Source organism: Algoriphagus terrigena DSM 22685, from assembly GCF_000429445.1.
GTDB classification, from domain to species: domain Bacteria; phylum Bacteroidota; class Bacteroidia; order Cytophagales; family Cyclobacteriaceae; genus Algoriphagus; species Algoriphagus terrigena.
The window spans coordinates 1-20,427 of sequence record NZ_AUBW01000010.1 but is presented as its reverse complement, the minus strand read 5'-3'; the positions used below and the strand labels follow the sequence as shown (position 1 = coordinate 20,427).

The 20,427-nt window shown below is 49.0% G+C and carries 14 protein-coding genes; 4 read left to right on the top strand and 10 right to left on the bottom strand.

The genetic code is table 11. The features are described from left to right. Nucleotides 1-23 precede the first annotated feature (23 nt). Entirely contained in the window at nt 24-608 is a 585-nt protein-coding gene (locus G459_RS0110305) for a YceI family protein (protein WP_026967586.1), read from the bottom strand. Between the two features lie 316 nt (nt 609-924). Here G459_RS0110305 and G459_RS0110295 point away from each other — a divergent pair, with 316 nt between their 5' ends. Beyond that, a complete protein-coding gene (locus tag G459_RS0110295; RefSeq protein WP_157373313.1) occupies nt 925-1,692 on the top strand; it encodes a hypothetical protein in 768 nt (255 codons plus the stop codon). Here G459_RS0110295 and G459_RS0110290 read toward each other — a convergent pair whose 3' ends face one another. From G459_RS0110290 to G459_RS0110280, 3 genes are all read right to left on the bottom strand, one after another. Then, entirely contained in the window at nt 1,693-3,129 is a 1,437-nt protein-coding gene (locus G459_RS0110290) for a DUF1501 domain-containing protein (RefSeq protein ID WP_026967583.1), read from the bottom strand. Nucleotides 3,130-3,187: 58 nt separating this feature from the next. Then, entirely contained in the window at nt 3,188-5,665 is a 2,478-nt protein-coding gene (locus tag G459_RS0110285) for a DUF1549 domain-containing protein (RefSeq protein WP_084454455.1), read from the bottom strand. Between the two features lie 203 nt (nt 5,666-5,868). After that, nucleotides 5,869-8,043, bottom strand: a complete 2,175-nt coding sequence (locus G459_RS0110280) for an alpha-galactosidase (RefSeq protein ID WP_051315164.1) — start codon at nt 8,041-8,043, stop codon at nt 5,869-5,871. A gap of 464 nt (nt 8,044-8,507) precedes the next feature. Here G459_RS0110280 and G459_RS0110270 point away from each other — a divergent pair, with 464 nt between their 5' ends. After that, the gene (locus tag G459_RS0110270) at nt 8,508-9,434 is read left to right on the top strand and encodes a C1 family peptidase (protein WP_026967579.1); all 927 of its coding nucleotides are present in this window, start codon (nt 8,508-8,510) and stop codon (nt 9,432-9,434) included. 94 nt (nt 9,435-9,528) lie between these two features. Here the strand turns inward: G459_RS0110270 and G459_RS0110265 are convergent, their stop codons facing one another. After that, nucleotides 9,529-12,327: a PQQ-dependent sugar dehydrogenase gene (locus G459_RS0110265; RefSeq protein WP_026967578.1), complete on the bottom strand. Its 2,799-nt coding sequence runs from the start codon at nt 12,325-12,327 to the stop codon at nt 9,529-9,531. Nucleotides 12,328-12,588: 261 nt separating this feature from the next. Between G459_RS0110265 and G459_RS0110260 the strand changes: the two genes are divergently transcribed. Then, on the top strand, nt 12,589-13,950 hold the full coding sequence (locus tag G459_RS0110260) for a M20/M25/M40 family metallo-hydrolase (protein WP_026967577.1): 1,362 nt from the start codon (nt 12,589-12,591) through the stop codon (nt 13,948-13,950). A gap of 136 nt (nt 13,951-14,086) precedes the next feature. Here the strand turns inward: G459_RS0110260 and G459_RS0110250 are convergent, their stop codons facing one another. The 5 genes from G459_RS0110250 to G459_RS0110225 form a co-directional block, all read right to left on the bottom strand. Then, complete coding sequence (locus tag G459_RS0110250) at nt 14,087-14,686, bottom strand: hypothetical protein (RefSeq protein WP_157373312.1); 600 nt, start codon at nt 14,684-14,686, stop codon at nt 14,087-14,089. 291 nt (nt 14,687-14,977) lie between these two features. After that, nucleotides 14,978-15,634: a DUF6266 family protein gene (locus G459_RS0110240; RefSeq protein WP_026967575.1), complete on the bottom strand. Its 657-nt coding sequence runs from the start codon at nt 15,632-15,634 to the stop codon at nt 14,978-14,980. 237 nt (nt 15,635-15,871) lie between these two features. Continuing rightward, the gene (locus tag G459_RS0110235; RefSeq protein WP_026967574.1) at nt 15,872-17,149 is read right to left on the bottom strand and encodes a hypothetical protein; all 1,278 of its coding nucleotides are present in this window, start codon (nt 17,147-17,149) and stop codon (nt 15,872-15,874) included. Nucleotides 17,150-17,153: 4 nt separating this feature from the next. Next, complete coding sequence (locus tag G459_RS0110230; protein ID WP_026967573.1) at nt 17,154-18,032, bottom strand: HEPN domain-containing protein; 879 nt, start codon at nt 18,030-18,032, stop codon at nt 17,154-17,156. A gap of 11 nt (nt 18,033-18,043) precedes the next feature. Next, the gene (locus G459_RS0110225) at nt 18,044-18,640 is read right to left on the bottom strand and encodes a hypothetical protein (protein ID WP_026967572.1); all 597 of its coding nucleotides are present in this window, start codon (nt 18,638-18,640) and stop codon (nt 18,044-18,046) included. 923 nt (nt 18,641-19,563) lie between these two features. On the opposite strand from G459_RS0110225, the gene G459_RS0110215 reads away from it, so the two are divergent. Beyond that, nucleotides 19,564-19,989, top strand: a complete 426-nt coding sequence (locus G459_RS0110215) for a helix-turn-helix domain-containing protein (RefSeq protein WP_026967571.1) — start codon at nt 19,564-19,566, stop codon at nt 19,987-19,989. Nucleotides 19,990-20,427 lie beyond the last annotated feature (438 nt).

Below are 20,427 nucleotides of genomic sequence, written 5' to 3'. Positions count from 1 at the left end.
TTTGAAATCTTTCAATTTTCCAATCAAATAGTCGCTACCAGCTTCACTTCCAGTTTCACTTCGTCGTAGATGGCTTTGTCGGCCAGGTCTTCGAAGAAGTTGCTGGATCTGTACTTGATGTCGAATTTGGTACGGTCAAAGGTGATCTCTCCGGTAGCCGTGAGTTCTTTGCCGGACACCGATACTTTGGCAGGAAAAGAAACCGGCTGCGTCGTGCCTTTGATCGTCAGGTCACCGGAGATGGTGTAGTCGGTGCCATTGGTAGTCTTTGCTTCTTTGATTTTGAAGGTGGACTTGTTGAATTTTTCCACGGAGAAGAAGTCGTCAGACTTCAGGTGATTGGTGAGATTGCCTTTTGATTTTGGATCGGTCAGATCTTCCACAGTCAGGTTGGTCATGTCCATTTCGAAGGAGCCACCGGTGATCTTGCCACCTGCCACGTCGAGCTGGGCATCCGAGATCGGCACATAGCCCCAGTGCTTTCCTGTCACTTTCTCAGCTTTCCAGGTGACGGTGCTTTCGGTCTTGTTTACTGTGGCAGGAGCCAGGGTGGTGTTGGTAGCGAGCAATGTTCCGGCTGCAAGGATTAAAGTGGTAATCAATTTCATGTTTTAAAATGGTTTGGTTTGATTGTTACTGAATGTATCCGTCTTTGATTTTGGGTGGGACAGAAGGTTTAACGGATGCTTTTCCCAAGGTTGCTGATTTCTGACCGGCGGCGTATTTTCCATTTGAACTGGATTTTTTCAGATACTTCTGGATCGTTTTGGATAAAAATGCGCCGGATGTGGTGATGGTTGGGAGCTTTCGGTTTTTTGGTGAAAAGGAATAAAAACAGATATCCGATAAGTAATTCGTGAAGCTCACTACTAATGGGACTTTTCGAAATTCGATAAGATGATTTTCACTCAAAATAAATTGGTCATGAAAGCTTCTCTCAGATTTCTGCTTTTGTTCTTAGCGGCTGCCAGTTTTTATGCATGCGGCCCGGTATTGTATTCGAATGTGGGACAGAACGTCCCGCTGCTACAAGAGAAGGGGGAGTTTAGCGGGCAGGTGAGCTACTCCAGCAGCGATGGCGCCTGGATAGCCAATGGAGTGGGGCTTCAGGGAGCCTATGCCATCTCGGACAAGGTAGGAGTCATTTCCAGCTTCTATTCCATGAAAGGAGCCGAAGATCAAGGTGACGAATGGGAAGGAAAAGGCTCCTATTTTGAGCTGGGGGTGGGGCTTTTCGGTGGGAATCCGGACAAGAAGATTAGCTACGAAGGCTACGCAGGAGTCGGAACAGCCTCCATCAAGAATACGTCTATAGTCAATAGCGGATCAAAGCTTCATGTAAACTATATCAAGCCCTTTATTCAGCCCAGCATTGGTTTTACCACCAGGTATTTTGACATGGCGCTCACTCCAAGAATTTCTTATTTGAACATCACCTCGGGCGATGACCTGCAACTGGTTTTGGATGGAATGCCGATCAACTCCGGAGAATTTCTTGACGAAATAAACCACAAAGTGATGTTCGAACCCGGGATTCTGATCCGCGGAGGATTTCCCCAGGCGAAGTTGGAGATACAGTACAACATTTCTACCCTTAAAGAACCTTCCGAGGAGTACTTTTTGCTCAACAATGAGTTTGTTTCTATTGGACTCAGGTTTTTGATTTCAGGCAGATTTGCTGGAAAGGAATGATCAGACCTCAGCGTTTGCCAACAACCCATACTCAACCTTCCCATGTCCGTCCGGTGTGGTGTAGAAGGGACGCTGTTCGATCTCGTAATTTTTGTCAGGAGGAATACCCAAAGCATGGTAAACTGTCTGATGAATGCCATCGATCTTGATTGGATTCTCGATCGTTTTGCAGGGACGCTCGTCGGCAGTTTTACCGAATACATGGCCCTTTTTGATCCCACCACCAAACATCAGCATCGAGCAGCCATCTGTGAAATGCCGGTGCATCCCGTAGTTCTTTAAATCGTCGATGATATCCGGCACTTCCACCTGGTCGAGCACCTTCAGATCCGGACGGCCTTCGGTCAGCATGTCCCGGCTGAATTCGCTTGCCACGATGACCAGCGTTCGATCCAATCTTCCGCTTTGATCCAGATCCTTGATCAGTTGCGAGATCGGCGCGTCGATCATCTTTTTCATGTCCTTGAGTCGGGTGTGGCCGTTGTCATGCGTGTCCCAACCGAAAAACGGGACGTATTCCGTCGTCACCGTGATGTAGCGGGCTCCCTGATCTACCAGCCTCTTGGCCAGGAGGCAGCCTAGTCCAAACTTCCCCGTGTTGTACTTGTCGTAATTTTCTTTGGGTTCCTGACTCAGATCAAAAGCCTTCGCTTCCGGTGAATTCAGCAACATGTAGGCTTGCTCCATGGAGCGTTTGAGTGATTCCTTCTGATAGTCGGAGCCAAATTCTCCCATCGGTCCAGCCGAGATCAAGTCTTTGTACAGCTGATTTCTGGACTCAAATCGCTTCGAATCCATTCCCACGGGAGGCCGGACAGCTTCCAGCCCGGTGGAAGGGTCTGGAATCAAAAACGGCCCGTGCTCCGATCCGAGAAACCCTGCGCTGTGAAATGCCTTCAATTCTTCACCTTCTCCCACGGAAAAATCCTGACCAATGTTGATGAAAGGCGGAATGACCGGATTCAAAGCTCCTTTTTCCTTGGCGATCCAGCTTCCGAGATGTGGCACGACGACGGATTGCGGCGGCTCGTAGCAGGTGTGAAAGTGATACTGGTGTCGCGTGTGGAGGATATGTCCCAAATCTGCGGCCTGGTAGGAGCGGATTAGCGTCCCCTTGTCCAAGATTGAGGCAATGTTTTCCAAACCTTCGGAAATTTGAATTCCGTCGAGTTTGGTGGGGATGGAAGGGAACGTACTCAGGACTTCTTTGGACTCCATGCCCTTGCGGAAAGGAGTATATTTTTTCGGATCAAAGGTCTCAGTATGCGCCATTCCACCTGCCATGAAAAGCAATATCACAGAATCCGCGGTGGAGGGTAACGTCGTGGTGCCGCAGGACGAAAGCAATCCAGCCAAAGGAGCGCCCATACCCATAGTGGCCATGGCGGCGGCGCTGGTTTTTTTTAGGAAATCGCGACGGCTTTGGAGAGTTTTCATAGGAACTTTCTTTTTGTTTTCCTGTGAGTGAAGACACTCACAGGGGCATGGGTACTTATCAATAAATCATTTGAAACTCGGGAAGCAGAAACACCGCCCAGAGTAAATCCTGGACCTCGGTTGCTTCCGGTTTTTCACCGAAAACCTTTTTTGCCACCGCGAGCTCTTTTTCATTTGGACTTCGAAGCAGTGCCCGGGCATAAAGCTCCCGAGTCAGTAGCTCAGTGTCGGGATACCTCGTTGCCCAGCCGGCACCTCCTTTTTCCAGCGATTTGTTGAGCCGGTCACCGTTGCTCATCTCCAGTGCCTGAAGCAAACTTGCCTGGCTATCCCGGCTCGTGGACACGATCTCGCGGTTGGGACGACCGAGTGCCGTGACAAAGGAATTGTTGACGACCAGAGAGGCGCGGGCGAAGTTGAGACTGGTTTTAGCCTCAGGGATCAACTCGTACGGTTTGAATTTGACCTCGGTGGAGTCGAAAAGCGGCGAGGCCAGTTGACTCACTGCGTCCGAAAACTGCTCGGCTGTCAGTCGTCTGCTCACGATTCCCTGAAATTTGAAGTCATCCGCGCGCAGTTTTTCAGGAGAATCAAATGCGATTGATTGGCTTTGGTAGATCCTGGAGGAGGCGATCTGGAAGACCAGACGCTTGAGATCGTAGCCGTTTTCTACAAAGTCCACCGCCAGCCAATCCAGCAAATCCTGGCTCCAAGGTTCGTTGTCCATCTCATCCACCGGCTCCACGATACCTCTGCCCATCATCTGCTTCCAGATTCGGTTGACGACCGTTCGGTACATTCTGCCATTGGCAGGCTGCACAAGCTGGTCGGCCAGTTGGAGGAGTTTTTCTGCTTTGGCGGCCGTGCTGTCAATATCTCCCAGCTCCTCCCAGAGGATTTTCGTCTTGGCCATCTTGCCGGTGGGAATCTCACACCTGCTGACCTCCAGCGTGGAGTCGGCGAAGATATTGGCAAAGGCGTAGGACTCTTCCAGCTTCCAGTCGCTGATGAAGCTGTCGTGGCAGGAGGCACATTTCAGATTGAGCCCGAGGATCACCTGCCCGACGTTCTGGGCAGCCTGCATTTCCACGCGCTGGGAGGCGTTGACAGTTCCTCGCCAGCGGATTCCTTCGATGAATCCCTTGGACTTGTCGCTTGGGTTGAGGAGTTCTTTGACAAACTGGTCGTAGGGTTTGTTGTCGCGGATCGAGGCGTAAAGCCAGTCCGTAATGGCGAAGCGACCGCCGGTGATGTAGCCCGTTCCGGTGTAGTCATTGCGAAGCAGATCGTTCCAAAAGGTGAGCCAGTGCTGCGCAAAGTCATCCTTTCGGCTGAGCAAGTCTTGAAGCAGGATCTTACGTTTGTCGGGATTTGGGTCTTTTTCGAAGGCGGCCAGTTCCTGCGGAGTTGGGAGTAAGCCAACGACGTCGAGATAGACTCTTCGCAGGTAGGTCCGGTCATCCACCACTTCGCTCCATTCGAGCTCATTTTGCTGAAAATATTGGTCCACCCAGCGGTCGATGGGGTTTTCCAGTCCGGCTTGAGCCGGAGGCAAAGCGGGATTTCTGGGGGCCAATGCCGCAACCCGATAGATGGATTGCTGGGCGACACCGTCCGGCCAGGGAGCGCCTTTCTCGATCCAAAGTGTCAGGAGTTTGATCTCGTCCTTGCTGAGCAACTTGCCTTTGGAAGGCATGACGTCGTCGTGATTTTTGGAGAGGGAAATCCTGCGGATAAGCTCGCTCGCTCCGGGATTTCCGGGTTCGATGACCGGCCCGTTTTCCCCGCCTGCGAATACAAATTCCTTTTCATCGAGGCGAAGTTCGCCTTCGATCTTGGAGCCGGAGTGACATTTGTAGCAATTATGCGCAAATACCGATCTCACATTGGTGACCAGTTGGATCTCCTGATCGGGTGAAATATCAGCAGTGAATGTGGACAAATCGATGGTCAGAGATTCGGGCGCGTCCGAATCATCCTCCGCTCGGGGTAAAACCTCTGTCAGAAAGTCCTCGCCGTGGGTGAGCGAAGCGCCGAAATGTCCCGCCAACCCGACGCCGATCCCGGAGATAAATAGAAGGGTTCTGTAGATAGGGATGGCCTTGGTTTTAGGTTTTCTTTTCCGCAGGAAAAAAAGCAACACCAAACTCAGACCTGCCGATACGATGCCGATCCACTGATGGATATCCAGGATCTGGCCGGTCACGCCTTCGTTGTTTGCCAGAAGCAGTCCGAAGACCGCGGAAAAGATTGCGCTGATCGCTCCTGCTAAAGCCAGGATTCGGATGCCCGGACGAAGCGGATGCTTGAAGTTTTTGAACGTAAAAAGCTCCAGAAATCCCGCGAAGATCAGGAGACTGATCGGGAAATGGACGATCATGGGATGCAGCCTTCCGAATAGCTGCCAGAGCCAAAAGCCAGAATCGGAAGAGCCGTCTTGCGCCAGCAATGGAAAGCTTGCCAGGAATAGGATGAAGAAAGCAACCAGGGCAGGCACTTTGGTGAACAGAAGAGACTTTTGGGATACTCGGGGCATTTTCAGGAATGGAAAGAGTCGAAAATATAAGGGTTTTGCCCACACTTACTGTCCTGATACAACCCTTTATGTCTGGGTTTGGGCTATCGGAGACCCTATAATTTGCCATCGTGTAGGATCCACCAAATGTGTGATGGTTCGCATTTTCATTGACTTTCCTGCACCCGCTGTGGACTGTCGACTATGGACTGTTGACTCACAAACTATTCCACTACCAGCCAAGTATAGCCGTTTGCAGGGATTTCTACAGGAAGTGAAACTTCATAATTCCTGTTTAGAGCAAAGGATTTTGAGCTTCCATCTTCCAGTCGGATGCTGGCTTTGTCAGTCAGTCCGGTGTAGTAAAGGGGCAAAGTCACTTCCTTCTTGATCGACTCCGATGTCGGATTGAAAAGCATGATCAGACCTTTTTGATCTCCTGCAGGGTCTACGTGCATCCAGCCGTCCCAATCCCTTCCATCGGCTCTTCTCAGGCGTACAATGTCGGCATTTAGGATGCTCCGATACTTTTTGTACCAGTCGATCACCGAGATCACCACTTCCTTGGTCTCCTCGGTGTCATAGAGTCTCGGCCCCCGGTAGCAAGCCTGAATCCCCGCACCATAATACTGCATCATCAGCTGCTTGTAATCCACCAAATGATCGTTGAGAGGTTCCAGTACCGCGTCCGCTCCGCCGCCGTGATAGGCTGTCAGTGGCACAAAACCCCAACCCATCGAGGGCGTTTTTTCCCAAGTAGCATCATAGATGTTTTGACGGTTCAGGACTTTCTGCCGCTCACGCGGCAAGGCAAAGTTGACCTCGCGGTAGCCCATCGCGATCTTATGTGTGCCATCCAGAAAATACCAATCCGGCGCGTTGATGTAGATTCCCTCGCCGTTCATCCATTGGTACAGGCCCTTTTGCAGGTTGATCTGGGTCCACTGGGAATCCTCCAAACCTTTGTGGCCGGGATGGGAGGTCGAAGCGCAGACGTCTCCGGGGTAGGGGCCGTCATTTTCGAAGATATCAAAGCCCGTTTGGCTGTAGAAGTTTCTCAGCTTTTCCAGGTAAGAGAGTCCCCATTCGCTACCGAGGCAGGGTGCATTGCCGAAAAATGCCCCGCCCGGTTTGCCCGTCAAGGGGCTTATCACATCCGTTTCCGGTCCGATTGTTCTGGATGAAAAGAGCGAATAACCGCCGATCTTGATGCCCTTCGAGTGGGCGTAGTCAGCGAGATCTTTCCATCGGGACAGGTTGGCCGTTGTCGTATCTTCCATGTCGATGTGGCTGCCAAAGCTCAGGATCACTGCCTCGTATCCCGTCGCGACGCACTGATCGATGGCCGTTCGGACCTGCTCGTCGGTCTTGCTGACCAAGTGCATGAAGATCGGATTCTGCATCGCCCAGGGAGTGAGCGCCCGATACATCTTCCGTCTCGCCAGGCCGTTTCTTTCCCGGTCATAGCTGTCCAACACCAACTCATAGCTGCGGATCGATCTAAAATCTTCCTTGGGTTGCAGGTCGATCCCGATGCCTTTCTCCGGATAGATCTCCAGCGTGCTAGGGGTTTGGTAGTTGTAGTTGACTTGGGAGGTGTAGGCCGAATCCTGTTTCCAGTGTCGGGCCTGATCGCTCAGTTCGGCATTCATGGAGTTGTTGAAAGCAAAGTCACTCTCCACATAGAGCTGATGCGGTTTTTTCATCTCTCCGGTACTTCCCACTACCGCAGATTCTTCCTCTACGGTTCCCAGTATTTCATGCACCACCTGATTGATGTGAATCGGTTTTTGTCCACTATTTTCCAGCGTCAGGTATTTCCCGATCAGGGGAAGGTCATCGTAGATTTCGTAGTGGATCTTCAAAACAATGCCCGAGAGATCTGGATGGGCATAGGAAAAGGAGACTTTTTTGCCCTTCGCTCCTTTTTCTTCGCCTGCCCAAAACCGGCTTTTCGATGGAAACAGCGGGGTAATTTCAGAGACTGCGTAGGACTGATATTGGAAATTGGCAGTAGGCGAAGAGACTTCTGAAAGCCACTCTTTCTTGAAGAATCCTCTCTCTTTTAGGTTCAGCGACCCGCCAACTTCATAGACTTTGCCATCCAGTGTGACTCTCGCTTCAGGCATGACCGTGCGGAGGAGCTGCTCGCCGGTGCTGAGGTTTGCAAAATCATAGCAAACCAGATTTGGCGAAAGGTGAAAGCTTCGCCGGATCAGGCCGTTGGTCAGTTGGATTTCTTTTGGAGACACCTCGACCACTTTTGCCGGTCTGGACTTTCCGTCTACCAACCAGTCTTCGCCTGTTTCCTGTGCTTTTACAGCAGTGCAAAAGAAACTAAAGACAAGGCCTGTCAGCAAAAAGGAAAGTGGCACAGGGATGAAAGGGTTTTTTCTCATACAACAGTTTTGAAGCGAGGGCTGGATTTGGGTAAAAATGTGGCTGAAAATATACCTTCTCAACTACTTTTCCATCCGGTAAACTTGGAAATAGTGCATTTGTCCAAAGATAAACATCGCTTCTTTTTACACCACAGAGGAAAAAGGAGAGGCCGATCTAGGCCCTTTCCGATCGGATGGCGGGCTTCAATCCGTATTTCGAGTTCATGTGTTTTTTGAGAGAGAAGAGAAAAAGCCAAGGCTTTTTCATACCGTTCAAGCCGCAATTATCTGAAGCTAAGCCGCTAACTGTGCTGCAGGTTGGTTTTAGAGGAGGAGTAATCGGGCCAATACAAGACAAAATATGTTGGATCTAGCTGAATGAGAAGATGAATTTATTGTCCTGAAGCCCGAAGAAGACAAAAAATTCTACAGGCTGTAGCGGATGAAAAAGAATATTCGTTTTCAGCCTAAACCCAAGATCTATGAAGCGGATAAGCCTGATTCTAATCCTATTTTTTATCCTTACGGGCTGTTTTGACAAAGATGAGTTTACGGCCATACTTGACACAGACCCCCTTTCGCAAAATGGTGAAATCTTTATCGACGAATCCGGGGAAGAATACGGTATGGGGTGTGATAATACCTATTGTTACGGTTTCGCAGGTGCTCCTCCAGATGGGGATATGACCCTAAAGAATCTGGTAATTCCCGATAATCTTCCGGCAACTTTTGATCTCTCATCATTTCTTCCGGAAGTAGGAAATCAAGGCAGGCTTGGTTCCTGTACCGCTTGGGCCACGGCTTATTATGGCAGGAGTTTGCTCTCCAATTACTCCGAAAACACTTCGCGGGTAGCCAGTGTGCGACTGAGCCCTTCTTACATCTACAATCAACTCACAAAAGGCCAATGTAAAGGAACGTCGATTGGAAGCGCGATGCAGCTCTTGGTAGATCAAGGGGCAAGCGAATGGGATATTTTCCCCTACCAATCCACCGGTTGTAATGTGCAGCCTAATGAAAATCAACGTCTAAATGCCAGCGAATACAAGATGAGCGATTATAAGATCTTGAGTGGAGTCAACTTGGTTGCTGAAGTGAAGACCTTGATTACTCAAGGGAAGCCTGTAGTCGTTGCGATGGGATTGGATAAGGAATTTGGAAAAAAGGATGACCTTGGGCTGACTGCCTATCGGCCACACCAGGTGAAAAAAGACGAGGTTTATGGCGCTCATGCCATGCTGGTAGTGGGATATTCGGACCAGAATAAAGCCTTCAAACTGGTCAATTCCTGGGGAGAACAATGGGGAGACGATGGGTTTGTTTGGGTGGATTATGAGGCCTTCGAGAATGTCCTTGATGTAAAAAATCCTTTTAGGGTGCTTTGCCAGGCCTTGGTTGGAATAGATTAAGGTTCGGGCATTGATTTTTAGTATGAGATTTTTTTAAATGAAAACGGCTCCAGAGATCTAGGTCTCTGAAGCCGTTTTTGCTTTGATTTTGGGATCAATTCACTTTTGCATTCTTAAATTCAATCTCAATGATGCTCATCAGCACTTCCTCGCCTTTTGCTTCCGGATTTTTGAAGATCAGGTAAATGTCCTGAAGTCCGGTCACCGGTTTGATAGCCACCTTGGCCCGTGGAGCAACTTGCCGTCTCCAATCCAACATATTCGTCCCCTGCGGAGGACGGAAGCCCATCTCCACCCGGCCGATTTTTTCGGATTGTCCCAGGATCTCTCCGGTCGGTGAACCCAGTCGGATCTCTACCGAACCGCCGATTGCGCTGTTTCGCTGGCTGATGTTAGCGATCACATCGATCTGCTGGATTCCGGTGAGGTCAATTCCTTTCAGGGCGATGTGCGAATCATTGCCAATCATCATAAAGCTCACGCTTGGAGTGGTCATCAGAGTAACGCCTTTGCGATCTACAGAAAGCTGGGGATCGAGGAACGGATTTCGCAGCGCGACATAGTCCACTCCGGAAAGCGTGCTGATCGCTCCTGCACCTTTGTCTGTGTACAAAGCTCTCAAGAGGAAGCTACCCTGGCCGTTTTCGCCTTCTGGCACGACTGCTTTCGCCTTTCCGCTAAGCGGAAGGGAAGCAATATTGGCCTGCTCGTCATTCATCGAGAGGATGTAGTCTACCATTCTTTTCGCATCGGCTTCGCTCAGCGACGGATGCGCTGCCATCCCGTGCTCACCCCAGACACCTGCTCCGCCGTTGATGATCTTGCCGATCAGGTACTTCGTGTTTTCGGCTGAGTTGGGATATTTTTCGGCCACCGCTTCGTAGCTCGGGCCGATGGAGGTCTTGTCGTATTGGTGGCAGGACTTGCAGTCACTGCCCTCGATGAGGTTTTTGCCAAGGTTGAGGATCGCAGCAGATTCCACTCCGCTTTGCTTGGAGGCGATCTCGATCGGGTCAAAACCTGCCGGCACGTAGTCGAAAGTCACGGCTACTTCTTCCGCACTGATCTTTCCGTCGGCTGTGCTGCCGTCTTCCTTGTCGGAGACCGTGATGGAGTACGGAAGTTCTTTTTCCCCAAACCAGAAGGACTTGTTCATACCGCCAAAGTCAATCGCTACCACCGGAGGCTCGTTTCCGGCGATGATCTCCAGGGAAGCAGAGTTTTTCTCGCCTTTGGTATCAGTGACCGTCAGGGTTACCTGATAAGTTCCGGCTTCAGAGAAAGTGAAACTCGGATTGGCTTCGGTCAGGGTCTGGTCAAAACCTGACCCGTTGGTGATTTTCCATTCGTAGGTAAGTTTGCCGGCATCATAGTCATCAAAGTCGTTTGTGCCTTCGGAACTGAAATTCACTGCCAACGGCAAAGCCCCGGAAGTCTTGTCAGCAGTGGCGGTGACGTTTGGTTTGCGGTTGCCCTTGTTATATTCGATCTTGATCAGACGGGAATTAGCATTGCCCCGGAACCAGGCCGAGCCGTATTCCAGGATATACAGCGCACCGTCCGGGCCGAAGTCCATGTCGATTGCCGAGCTGAAAGTCTCATTGGGCAGGAATCGCTCCATGCTTTGGTAGTCGCCGTTTTCATCCATAGACACGGCAAAGATCCATCCCCGCATAAAGTCGACGATCAGCCATTTGCCCTCATAGTAAGCCGGAAAGGTAAACGGAGCGTCTTTGAAATCCGCTTTGCGGAAAACCGGCCCGCCGGTCGCACTTCTTCCCGAACTGCCGAGCTGAGGAAATACATCCGATGTGCCGTAAGGATAGTAGATCATCGCAGGCACCGGCTTGGGCAATTCCTTCAAACCGGTGTTGTTGACCGATTCATTGACTGGATTAGCGGGGTCAAAGGGAGCGCCATAGGAGCTGTCTGCGTGATTGTGGCGGTTGTAGGGAAAGTTGTCGCCGATGAAATACGGCCAGCCGAAGAAGCCCGGGCCTTTTGCCTGGTTAAATTCATCGTAGCCTTTGGGTCCCCAGATGGAGTCCACGGAGGCATCCGGACCGACTTCACCCCAATAGAGGTAGCCGGTCTTGGAGTCGATGGTTGGTCGCCATGCGTTTCGGTGACCCATGGTGTAGATCTCAGGTTTGGTTTTTTCTGTCCCTACCGGGAAAAGATTTCCCTCAGGGATCGTGTACGTCCCGTCATCTTCGGGGTGGATTCTCAGGATTTTTCCTCTTAGGTCGTTGGTGTTTCCTGGAGCACGCTGGTCATCGGCGTTTTCCATGCCCGGTCTTTCGTCCAGATTGGAGGAGCCCTCCCGGGGGTTTACGGTGTTGTTTCCGACAGTTAGATAGAGGTTTCCTTCCGCATCAAAAACCATCCCGCCTCCCGTGTGGCAGCATTCCTGACGCTGAGTCGGCACTTCCAAAATGACTTTTTTGGAGGAAGCTACCAGTTCATTTCCTTTCAGTTCCCATCTTGCCAGCACGTGCTTGGCATCCGCAGAATCTGCATAGTACATGTAAATCCAGTTGTTTTGGGCATAGTTGGGATGGGCGATCACACCCATCAGTCCTTCCTCTGCTTCGCGGATCACACCTTCTTTGTTGGTGTACTTGGTGTTCACCGGGATGGTGGCGACGAGGGTGACTTCCCCGCTCGCTTCGTCGAGGATCTTGACGCCGCCTTTTCGTTCCACAAAAAGGATCTTGCCTCCGGGGAGGAAAGTCATCTCCATCGGTTCGTCCATACCCTCGGTCAGCACGACCTTGGTGAACCGGTTGTCTTCGGGTTTGGAGGTGTCTTCCTCGGGTTCAGACTTACAGGCCAGAAACCCGAGCAGTAGGAAAAAGAGAAGAGGAGAATGCCGTCGTAAAAGGTTTGTCATAGGTTATCTGATTAGGGGTTTATTCGAGTAGAAGTTTTCTATTGTCTCAATTTTGATCAATTGGGATTCAAATCCAAAATTTATTTCTAAGACGGTAAAAAAGAAGGATAAATGCAGGTGCGAACGGGTTGATTATTTGGGGTATAACTGTGAAATGCAGACAGGGTTTTGAGAAAGGTTTAAATTCAAATTTTCCAACCGTCAAAAAATCTTCAAACCCATTTCTCCTTTCCTTATATTTTGGTTCAAGTCTATCAAACAATGAAGAAACTCTTTTTACTCCTCCTCCTTTTGCCGGGATTTTCCATGGCGCAAGATCACGAAGCCAACATCAAAAAAATCTACGATGCGGAGCTCTCCAGCGGCCACACCTATCAGAATCTCCGCTATCTCTGCAAGGAGATCGGCAACCGGCTTGCAGGTTCTGCCGGCGCGGCAGCGGCGGTGGAATGGACTCGCCAGTTGATGGAAAGTTACGGCTTTGATACCGTGTACCTCCAGCCGGTGATGGTGCCGCATTGGGAGCGAGGCGGCAAAGACGTGGTTAAGATTATCAATTCCGGCAAGCATGGGCAGCTGGAACTCACGGCTTTGGCCTTGGGAAATACTCAGGGGACCGGGCCAAAAGGTCTGGTAGGCGAGGTGGTGGAGGTGAAAAGCATCCCGGAGCTCAAGGAACTGGGAGAGAAAGTCCGCGGCAAGATCGTCTTCTTCAACGGGCCGATGGATCCTACCATGATCGATGCCTTCACCGCTTATGGGGGAGCCAATGCCCAGCGGAGTGCCGGTGCAGGCGAGGCTTCCAAGCTCGGCGCTATCGGCTCCATCGTCCGCTCACTCAGCAATCGGATTGATGACATCCCCCACACCGGCAACCAACGCTACAACCCTGATTTTCCCAAAATCCCCGCCTTGGCCATCAGCACGCAGGACGCCGAACTGCTCAGCGAGCTGCTCGCCGAGCAGCCAGGTTTGAAACTCTATCTGGAATCTCACGGAGAGATGAAGCCGGACAAGCTGTCCTACAATGTGATCGGTGAGATCCGTGGATTTGAAAAGCCGGAGGAAATCATCGCGGTCGGCGGACATCTGGACTCTTGGGATGTCGGAGAGGGAGCGCACGACGACGGAGCGGGCTGTATGCAGGGGATTGAGGCCCTGAGATTGTACAAGGAATTTGGCTGGAAGCCAAAGCGAACCATCCGGGCCGTGATGTGGATGAATGAGGAAAATGGACTCCGCGGGGGACAGGAATACGCCAAGATTGCCAAGGAAAAAGGAGAAAAGCACATTGCGGCCATTGAGTCGGATTCTGGAGGGTTTTTGCCGATCGGATTTTCATCCACCGGTTCGGACGAGCAGCGCGCCAAACTGGCGAGCTGGTCGGCGTACTTCAGGCCATATCAGGTTTGGAATCTGGAAAAGCCGGGAGGAGGAGCCGATATCGGCCCGCTGAGAGCGCAGGGGCCGATCTTGATTGGTTTGGAGCCGGACTCGCAAAAGTATTTCATCTATCACCACACCGAGGCAGACGTCTTTGAAGCAGTGGATCAGCGGGAACTCGAGTTGGGGGCAGCAGCTATGACTGCGTTGGTTTATTTGCTGGAGCAGGAGGGGATTTAAAGCTGATCCCGTCATTGGGACACCGACTGATGAGTGGCTTTTGGGTCAAAGCGGGAGAAAGTGGAGATTTGGAAAAAGAGGCTGGAGAAGGAAAGATGTGGGACTGTTGATATGCGTCTTATTGAGATATGTGTTTTTAGTTCAAGCCTTTGCAATAGCCGTAATAGAATTTCAACGGTCGTCTTGTGCTGTCTGAATTGTTGTTTGTTGGCTCTAAAACTTTGTCCCGATTGTTCATGAAAACTTTGTCTCCGATAGCTCCGAGCACACCTCTGTCATAGTCTAAGTATAAGGTGTCGCCGCGTTGAATGTATTGTCCTGTAAAATACTCATCATAGAAGAATACACCTGTTGCATGAATTTCAAATCTATTCCCCTCTCTGAGTTTGAAAGTCGCTTGATTTTGTGTTCCCTCGTAGCAAGCTCGGAAAACTACCTTCCCATAAATCTTGTCCTCAATGTCGAACGAGAATGAGTTTAAAAAAGTAAAACATAAAACTACAATAATCAGAATTGTTGGAGATAAATGATTTGGTTTGAAATCCTTCCTGTTTTTTATCAGTCTGATTATTTCTTTAATTAGTTTGATGATCAACCAGAAAAATCCGGCCGCTACAAACAAGAATATTAAAGGTATCCAAAATCCGCCGGGGTATCTTGTCCAGAGAGGGTCAGTGTAAATCAAAAGCAACAATGTCGCGGAAACGAATCCGATTGAAACAAGCTTCTTAGCCACAGATTTACTTTTTTGTTGTTTATCCTTCGCGGTTATTCTCTATCCTAAAACAATACTCCATAACGCTTCGACGAACCCCAGTGACCTATTATCCTATTGCAACTCTCTCTCGATTGCCTACAGGCCTTCTGGGCGGTGTCGCGACTAAATTAATAATTTCGTCGATCTTGCCAAGCGGACTCTTCAGGTTTTTGTAGTTCTCTGCTCAGTCTTCGATTCCCTGCGACGGGGCATCCCAGCCCCGAAAACAAAGATCAGGTTAGCGGTACAATTGTGCGATAATCATATCTCTTACATAATCCCCAAGTAAACCGAATCGGAAAGCGTTCTTTTTTTAGTCCAGGGATTTTCTTGACTGAAAGCGATCCAGGCATGCCACTGCGCGTCGGAATTGCTATTTGTAAAGGGGAGTTTGTGTTCTCCAATCGATCTAAAACTTCCCAAAAACACCCATTCCGAGCCTTGTCCCGATGTGTTGTACAACACAACAAAGGCCTGATCTGAAAACCTGGCTGAGCCTTGCTCAGAATTGTCAGTCCAGCTGAACTCAACTCCATCGGCAACACGGATGGCCTTGGGATCTTGTGGCCCCATAAGACTTCCCCGGCTTACTTTCACCAAACTGATGTCCAGTACCTTTGATTTTCCTTCCTCCTTGAAGCAGTTTGTGGAAGTGTAGGATACCGCTTCATGATAGGCTCTTCTTGCACCGTCTATATGGTTCTGATAGCCAAACCGGAGGATATGTGCGATGTTTTTGAGGAAAGCCTGAGTCTGAATTATCACCGACTGTGACTTGCGTTTTGCTGGAGAAGTCTTCGCTTTGGTGGCTTTACTTTGTTTTCCGGGTTTTTTGCGACTGTAGGTTTTACCGTCTACTTGGTAGATGACCAATTCCCCGATGGTTCCCGATAGCCCCTCGAGAATCGAACTTGTGATCCGTGCCATATGCTTACTGTTTGATTTACAGCGGAATGTAATCAAACTAAGCAATAACTGAATCATAAATCGATCTAAAATTTACAAAAAAACGTTTTCAAACAATTAGATAAGCATTTATATATTGTTTTATAAATAATTATATATTGATCTTGTATTGGTCATAGTATGGTAATATATTAACCTGGCTTAGCCTCCGTGTTGCTTGAGAACAGAGATTGCGTACCCGCTGAGATGAGGAATTCATTAGCGTTCGACAGTCTCGTATTCGGTGGCTAATGTCTCGACAAAGTCCTTAAGTTCATCCAGATAGTGGCATTTCAGCACAGCGAGTTTGTATCCAAACTGCGCAAAAAAGGAGACGAGCTGATAGTCGGTAAACCTATCCAGTAAATAGAGGTTTTCTGGATCGGTAGCTCCATTGATGAAAAAGGCAATGTCTGATTTCTCCGGGATGTGCAGTTTTTTGTTTACTCTAAACCTCAGTTCCAATAGAAAGTATTCTCCTTTGTCAATCAATAGGATGACGAGTCTAGGTGGTTCGGTCCGAATTGCACAAGCGCGAACCCAATTTCGTGACGGTCTTCTTGGTAGATATACAAGACCGTGAGTATTGTAATAGTGGATGTATTTTTGTGACTGGATAAGGTGCTTTGCCTCATGCCACAGCTCCATCAACTGGCTTCCGTTTTCCTTTTCCTCTGCACTAAGAGAGAAATGTTTCCACCAACTTCTTGATTCGACGGGTGCCAGTTTGCGCATGCTGAAGCAGATCGCATTTAGCTTTTGTTGTGTGGGAGTAATTTCTATGGATTGGATATCATTCTCACTGAGCAAAATAGAGGTATAGGATTTTATTCGTTGCTTATCCTTGGTCGGAACGCCGAGAAATGGAATTAGAAACGGATAATGATTAGAATGAATCGAGTCCAGCTTCACATCAGCAATAAAATATCCAATTGCCGGATCAGAAGAAGGGTGTTCATCAGGCAAAAGTGGAGCGGGCAGATTCTTTTCCGGGTTTTCTGATCCTCTGTGCCATTCGATCAATGGATCACCGGGCCGATAGAAGTGGGGATATCGGGGTTTTAAATAGATGTCCAATCCCCGACGATCATTGTATATCGTGAGGAATTTGCTTCTGCCGCTCTGGGCATCAAAGAAGTCAGGCCAATAGTATTCCTTAAAGCATTTGCTGCCTCTAAAGTCAAGCAAGGAGAGAAGTCCAAAGTAGGCATACCGGCTAAGGTGGCCCGGATCGGTGTCCACATTGCAGCAGACCAAGAGCTCGTGTTGCGTGACTTTTAGGTAAATCAGCTTTTCCGGCTCATCCTCCAGCTTCACCCCCAAGGTGAGGATCTCATTCCGGAAATGGATATTCCGCACCTTGACGTGATAGAAATAATGTGGTTTTCGGAATTCAGAGTGCAGATTGAGGGTTTGCTCAGTGAGCTCAAAGGTGCCTTTCTCGAGGGGCAGGCGATAGAAGTTTTTTATGTCAGGGGTTTGGCTTGTTTTTGTCATGGTTTCAGTGGTTTTCGGTTTGGAAATTGAAATCGGGAACCTCCGCGGCCATTGCTTCCATCTTGGTGGCACACATGGTCTTGGTCAACTCAAACAGGGCGGAGGCTTTTTGGTAAAGCTCTTCGGCGTCTTTTTGGGCGACGCTGAAATCAGGAGCGTATCGCGCCTTTCCATAGCTGCTGGTGAGGAGGCTGAACAGTTTTTTGTCGGCAGGTCGATCTCCGATCATCAGCTCGATAGGAATGTCAGAAAAACAGCGGGTCAGGCCCAGCAGCCGATGGAGGTTGTGAAACTCGGAACGGTAGTCGATATGAACCCGGATCAGAAGGATGCAGGACTGCTCTACGGCCTGATGGATTAAGAAGGTCGCGACGTTATACTGTCCCTTTGTAAGACTGGCATGTGCTGACTCCAAGAATCCTTTGGCCAAGCCTGTACGGTGAAAAAAGTGCTTCTCCGCTTTCGCCAGACACTTTGCGGGATCTAAGGATGCCTTGAATTCGAGGTCAAAGAAACCGTCTTTGGTATAAAGCGGCTTGCCTTGCGCCAGGACGGTCGTGAAGAAGCGGTTGTTGGATTCGATTCCTTCCTGCACGGCAGCTTCGCCGTGACACAGGATGGTGACCTGCCCGTTGTGATAGTGGGCATTGGCAAAGTCCTGCACCTCATACTCGATGCGGGCGGAGGATTCGGTGCAGACGAGCAGGCAATGGTGCTGGTGAATTGCCTGCTTGCTGGCAAAGCATCCTGAGATCTCATTTTTGAGGGTTTGGGTTCCAAAAGAGATAATCCGGGTAGGCTGGAATTTTTCGACGAGCAGCTGCAGAAAGTTTCTGAAGTGCTCTGCCCGGTCTTGATCGGTTCTTGAGATTTTGACTTGCATGAGAATGGAGGTTAAATGGGAGAATAGCGAACAAGTATCAGGTAGCTGGCTTCGAGCAGCTTTTTGAGATAGGTAAAGTCCTCCAGGTACTCCCCTTCGTCTCCCTCAAAAATGGATTCGCTATAGAAAGCCATCTCTCGCAACTGATTCCAGCGCTTGATCCATTTCTTTAGGGATCGTTTCTTATAGAATACCTTGATAAAAGCAGATGGATCGAGGATTTCATCTTGGCTTAGATTTTTTGGGCCGTATTGCAGGACTTGAAGGGGAAGGAGGGTTTCGGATTCTTTTTTGCACCGACTCCGAATCCAAGAGTCGGCTAGATGGCCCCAGTCAAGCGTCTTCTTTTCTATTGGGGGAAATTCCTTTAGGTGGATACCGGCGTAGATGACTTTGAGGAAAAGCTGACCATAATAAATTAGTGCATTGGATGACGTCTTTTCAAAATCAATGTGGTGGTCAAATACAGCCCGTTGTATCTCTTCGGTTTTTTCAAGCCAATAAGAAGCGTCGGCTACACTTTGGAGGACATAGTTTAAATTGACAAAGGCCTCGTATTGATTTTTACATCGGAAGGCCCTGCGGCAGGTGCTGAATGTGTTTTCCATCGTGCAATCAGTTTGGTGCGGTTGGTCGCTCCTTTCGGAGGAACTATGCGTCCAAATTGATGATCTTCAATGGGGTATGGTATTCTGGGATGGAATAGCTTAGAAGGGGTTGGGGATAAATTATTCTTGCGAAGGATGGGCTTTGGAAAATGCCGTAGGTATGTGAGGTTATATCGGCCGTCCCTATGGGAGGGGCTAGCGTAAAGGATTTGTCCGGTGGACAAATCCAGCGAGCAGCCAGCTTGCAGGGCGGGAATGTATATTTGGAAACAATGCCGTAGGCATGATCGATTACCTAGCCAGCCATTTCAATGGCTGGAAAGAATGATTGATCAAGAATTCCAGGAAATGCCGTAGGCATGGCCGATATATACAGGGGTGTGATATTCTCTATCAACCCGTCAGAGAAACCTCCGTCGATCTTTTCACTGTGACTTTTTTCTTGATAAAAAAGTCACCAAAAAATCAAGATTTGCCAATGCTCCAGCCGCACGGGGCCGGACGCTGGCCCGCTGGCAAATCCTGCCACCGCGCACATCCTTTTTGGATTTAGTGCTAGGCTGGCAAAATTCCAGCGTTGCAGTACTTTTTGAGTCGCTGCGGTGCCTACAAAGGCAGACTTGGTAGAAGAAATAGAGACAGCAAATGTCCCGGTTTGTGTGTGTTTGCTTGAATTAAACCGACCACCTGAATATCTTAGTTTAGTCAATTCGGAGGAAATTCTTAATTTCCCTTTCTTAAACCCGGATTATGCATTAGTTTTCGTTGTGAGGGCTGAAATTGCAAGGAAATCAGGCTGTTTGGAGACTGAGGCATAGCATCGCTATGGTGAAGTCGAAAACAGCAACTTAGTGACTGATTTCGAAGCAATTTAAGTCCGCAATAGAATTGCTAATGCATATTTCGGGTTAACCACTTCACCTATGAGCGACAAGATCCACCACGGCAGAAACATCAAGCGATTCCGGGAGATGATGGGCATCAAGCAGGAGGCTCTGGCCTTCGAGCTGGGGGAGGACTGGTCCCAAAAGAAGATCAGCCTGCTGGAGCAAAAGGAAGAGGTGGAGGAGAACCTGATCCGTCAGGTGGCGGAGATCTTGAAGGTTCCTGCTGAGGCGATTAAGAGTTTTGATGAGGATCAAGTGGTTAATATCATCTCTAACACCTTTAACGACCAATCAAATGGGTATAATTACTACCCGACTTTTAATATCAATCCACTTGAAAAATGGCTTGAATCTTTGGAAGAGATCAAGCGTCTTAACGAAGAAAAAATTGTGCTATACGAGCGGATGCTGAAGGAAAAGGATGAGATGATGGAGATTTTGAAAAAGATTTTGGAGAAGTAAGGCAGTTCGGCCAAGGAGTTCTCTTTACCGCTGCAAGGGGAATTGGAAACCTACAAACTGCGCTACTGGCTCAAGGCTATAATTCAGTAAATGCCCAAAAGCAGACCGTCAAAGCCAATAGACTTTACCGCCTGATCCAAATTTTGACTGGTTTCGAGCAATCTAGATTTCATTGTTGAGCTGCGCACGCGACGGAAGTTTAGTTGTTAGCGTTTGCTTTTATAAGGTTTTATCAAAATATTTCCAGTTAAGATAGAAGCATAATCCAGAAACGTCCGGAAATATCGTTCCGCTATTAACCCCGAATACGGATAGTTTTCTTAGTATTTCCCCTTTTAATTTTGGGTTCTACCCTTAAGTTAGTGAGGATATAAGTTTAGGCCTCCATGGAAGAATAAAATAGCGCTTCTAAAGTTGGCGAATGTTCGATAGCCTTTT